Origin of the sequence: Klenkia sp. PcliD-1-E (assembly GCF_024124375.1) — a bacterium.
In the GTDB taxonomy this organism is placed as follows: domain Bacteria; phylum Actinomycetota; class Actinomycetes; order Mycobacteriales; family Geodermatophilaceae; genus Klenkia.
On record NZ_JAMXRZ010000204.1, the window covers coordinates 1 to 3,668 of the forward strand.

At 75.0% G+C, this 3,668-nt stretch carries 6 protein-coding genes; 2 read left to right on the forward strand and 4 right to left on the reverse strand.

Going from position 1 to position 3,668, the window contains the following annotated elements; all coding sequences use genetic code 11:
• Both NH342_RS22295 and NH342_RS22300 read right to left on the reverse strand, forming a co-directional pair.
• Positions 1 to 204, reverse strand: a 204-nt coding sequence (locus NH342_RS22295; protein ID WP_253018458.1) for a hypothetical protein, incomplete at its 3' end; no start/stop codon positions are given.
• Between the two features lie 281 nt (positions 205 to 485).
• The gene (locus NH342_RS22300) at positions 486 to 842 is read right to left on the reverse strand and encodes an ArsR/SmtB family transcription factor (protein WP_374209498.1); all 357 of its coding nucleotides are present in this window, start codon (positions 840 to 842) and stop codon (positions 486 to 488) included.
• Positions 843 to 865: 23 nt separating this feature from the next.
• Here NH342_RS22300 and NH342_RS22305 point away from each other — a divergent pair, with 23 nt between their 5' ends.
• Complete coding sequence (locus tag NH342_RS22305) at positions 866 to 1,810, forward strand: nucleoside hydrolase (protein ID WP_253018462.1); 945 nt, start codon at positions 866 to 868, stop codon at positions 1,808 to 1,810.
• Here the strand turns inward: NH342_RS22305 and NH342_RS22310 are convergent.
• Entirely contained in the window at positions 1,779 to 2,942 is a 1,164-nt protein-coding gene (locus tag NH342_RS22310; protein WP_253018464.1) for a low temperature requirement protein A, read from the reverse strand. The two genes, NH342_RS22305 and NH342_RS22310, sit on opposite strands and share 32 nt — an antisense overlap.
• Positions 2,943 to 2,988: 46 nt before the next feature.
• On the opposite strand from NH342_RS22310, the gene arr reads away from it, so the two are divergent.
• Positions 2,989 to 3,411 (forward strand): NAD(+)--rifampin ADP-ribosyltransferase, encoded by a 423-nt coding sequence (gene arr / locus NH342_RS22315; RefSeq protein WP_253018466.1) that lies wholly within the window; start codon positions 2,989 to 2,991, stop codon positions 3,409 to 3,411.
• 6 nt (positions 3,412 to 3,417) lie between these two features.
• Here arr and NH342_RS22320 read toward each other — a convergent pair.
• On the reverse strand, positions 3,418 to 3,668 hold a 251-nt coding region (locus NH342_RS22320), incomplete at its 5' end, for a hypothetical protein (RefSeq protein WP_253018468.1).

The following is a 3,668-nucleotide window of genomic DNA, read 5'->3' on the forward strand; positions in this document are numbered from 1 at the left end:
CAGCCGCGCGACCGGGAAGGCCTGCCGCACCGGGTACCGCCCGGCGGGGCGGTGCGCGGCGACGGCCCGCTGGGCGAGCTCGACCCGCTGGGCCGGGGTCAGGGCGGACAACGGGGGTGCCGCATCGCGCCGGCCGTCACCGGCGACCCGCAGCCGAGCAGCGCTGCCGGGCCGGATGACCGGGTACTGCAGCGACTCGGGCATGGGTCTCTCCTCTCCTGCGAAGCATGAGCCGCAGCCGGGGAAGGGACTGCGGTCAGGGAGAAGAGTGGCTGCTGTGACGGTCGGGACGACGCCGCGCGGACACGCTCACCGCGCCGCGTGACCGAACCGTTGTGGAGGGCGCGTCGTGGGCCGGTGACCACCCCGGATCCCGGGTCACAAGTCGACCGGAACCGACGTTTCCGCAGGTCGAATTCTGGAACGAGGTCGGTGACCTCGCGGCGCGACGCGTGGGGCGGGCGTGTCGGGTGTGACGGGGGAGGTCAGCGCCGGCGCACGGGGGCCGCATCGGCGACCGGGTCGGCCCCCACCGCGCGCAGCGCCTGGACCAGCAGCGTGCCCAGCGGACCCTCGGCCACCGTGTAGTAGACGAAGGTGCCCTCGCGGCGGCCCTGCACCAGGCCGGCCAGCCGCAGCTTGGACAGGTGCTGGCTCACCGCGGTGGGCGAGGTGCCGGCCAGCTCGGCCAGGCAGGCCACGTTGCTCTCGCCCTGGGCCAGCGCCCACAGCACCGAGAACCGGGTGGGGTCGCTGAGCATCCGCAGCAGGTCGGTGGCGGCGCGCACCTGCGCGGGGTCGGGCATGGCGAAGTCGTCGATGCCCTGGTGCACGGGTCGCATGCTAGTGCGGCAGGCTCACCGGTGTGGCCGACCGCACCCCCCTCGTGATCGACACCGACCCCGGCATCGACGACGCCCTGGCGATCCTGCTGGCCCTGGCCAGCCCGGAGGTCGACCTGCAGCTGGTCACCACCGTGCACGGCAACGTGGAGCTGGCGCAGGTCACCGAGAACGCGCTGCGGGTGCTGCACCTGGCCGGCCGCTCCGACGTCCCGGTCGCCGCCGGGGCCGCCGGGCCGCTGGTGCACCCGCTGCCCGAGCGGGCCGGGCACGTGCACGGCGCAGCCGGCCTGGGCGGGGTGGAGCTGCCGCCCTCCCCCGCGCCGGTCGACCCGCGCCCGGCGGTGGTCGCGCTGGCCGAGCTGCTGATGGCCCACGAGCCCGGCACCGTCACCGTCGCCCCGATCGGCCCGCTGACCAACGTCGCCCTCCTGCTGCACGTCTTCCCCGAGGCCGCGGCGCGGATCGGCCGGGTGGTCTGGATGGGCGGGTCGGCGACCCGCGGCGGCAACGTCACCGCGGCCGCGGAGTTCAACGCCTGGGCCGACCCGGAGGCCGCGGCCGCCGTCCTGGGCTCGGACCTGCCGGTGACCATGGTCGGGCTGGACGTCACGCTGCCGACCGTGCTCACCGAGGCCGGCATCGACCGGTTCTCGGGCGCCGGCCCGGTGGGCGCGGCCGCTGCCGGGTTCCTGCGGCAGTACCTGGACGCCGCCCGCGACCGCTACGGCATCGACGGGGTTAGCGTGCACGACGCGCTGGCGCTGACCGAGGCGATCGTGCCCGGCACCCTGGGCACGGTGCGGCGCGAGGTCGTCGTCGGCACCACCCTGGGGGCCGCCCGCGGGCAGACCCTGGTCGACCGCCGCGCCGCGGCCGAGCGCGGCACCGCGGTGGCCGAGACCGTGGACAGCGACGCGGCGGTGGAGTTCCTGGTCAGCCGGCTGTGCTCGTACGAGGCGGCCTGACCACGGGCGGCCTGACCACGAGGACGACGACCAGCGCAGCCACCACTGCGGCCGACAGCGACACCGGCACGGGCAGCACCGGGTCGGCCAGCACCAGCAGCGCCGCGGCCGGGACGCACACGTCCACCACCCGGTCGGCGACCGGGCGCAGCGCGATCCACCAGGTCCCGAGCAGGAACACCGCGACCGGCACGGTGACGGTGAAGGAGGCCGCGACCTCCGACAGCGCCGAGTGCCCGGTCTGGCTGTCGATCTCGACCTCCACGCCCGCGGAGAAGGCACCGGCGGCGGCGAACACCGCGTAGTGCACGTAGCCGTAGCGCAGCGACTGCCCCAACGTCCCGATCGCGTGGTGGTGCGGTGGCCAGAAGTAGACCCACCACAGCCCCGCGGTGACGACCAGCGCGAGGACGGCGGTGCTGATCAGCGGGGCGAGGGCCTCCTCGTCGTGCAGCGCCTCGATGACCGCGTTCGCGCTGGCCAGCAGGCTCTCGCCGAGCAGGATCAGGGTGAACAGCCCGTACCGCTCGGTGATGTGGTGCGGGTGCCAGGGCGTCGCCCGGCCGGTCCGCTCGGCGACCACCGGGACGGCGACCTCGGCGGCGACCAGCACCACGAACCCGACGGTGGCCGCCGTCCCGTCGACGGCGAGCAGGCCCACCCAGAGCACCTGCAGGACGGCGATGCCGCCGGCGTAGGCCAGGCAGGTGCGGCGGTGCTCCGGGGAGGACCGGGCCGCGCGCAGCCACTGGGCGACCATGGCCACCCGCATGACGACGTAGCCGACGACCACCACGGTGATCGGCCGGCCGGCGAACACGTCGTCGATGCCGGCGGCCAGCACCAGGACACCGGCCATCTGCACGATGGTCAGCACCCGGTAGAGCCAGTCGTCGGTGGCGAAGCTCGTACCGAACCAGGTGGAGTTCATCCAGGCCCACCAGATCGCGAAGAACACCATCAGGTAGTGGCCGACCCCGGCCAGCACGTGCCCCTCGGTCAGCTCGTGGTGCAGGTCGAGGGCGGCGATGCTCACCGCCACCACGAAGACCAGGTCGAAGAACAGCTCCAGCGAGCTGGCGGTGCGGCCGGCCTCGTGCGGGTCGCGGGCGCGCATGGGGGTCAGCAGCACGGCACACGGTCTACCGCACGCACGTCACGGGCGGGAGCATCTCCCCGTGGCCGCCACCGACGAGACCGGACCCTTCTTCCACGGCACCGCAGCGGCACTGCGGCCCGGTGACCTGCTCACCGCCGGCCGGCCGTCGAACTACCGGCCCGAGATGACGATGAACCACGTCTACTTCACCGCACTGGTCGACGGGGCCGGCCTGGCCGCGGAGATCGCGGTCGACCTGCGGTCCGGGGCCGGCGCGCCGCACGTCTACGAGGTCGAACCGACCGGGCCGTTCGAGGACGACCCCAACGTCACGGACCAGAAGTTCCCGGGCAACCCCACCCGCTCCTACCGCAGCGCCGCCCCGCTGCGGGTGGTCCGGGAGGTCGAGGACTGGACCCGGCTGACCCCCGAGGCGCTGCAGGGCTGGCGGGACCGGCTGACCGCGCTGCTGCACCTGGAACGCGCCGAGATCATCAACTGACCGGGCTCAGGACAGGTCGTCGACGAGCTGCTGGGCGCGGTCGCGGTCGGCCTCGGCGCGCTGCAGGTCCTGCTCCGCAGCGGCCCGGTCGGCCTCGGCCCGGTCGGCCTCCGCGTCGGCGGTGCCGGCCTCCTCGTCGGCCTCCGCCGCCCGGGTGCGCGCCTGCTCCAGGGCCGCCTCCAGCTCGGTCACGCGCTCGTGCGCGGCCTCGCCGGCCTTCCGCGCGGCGGCCGCGGCCCGGGCCGCCTCCTTCGCGG

Bases quoted from the DNA above. Each gene is read 5' to 3' on its own strand.
- NH342_RS22300 (WP_374209498.1), bottom strand. From the start codon at position 842: ATGCGACCCGTGCACCAGGGCATCGACGACTTCGCCATGCCCGACCCC.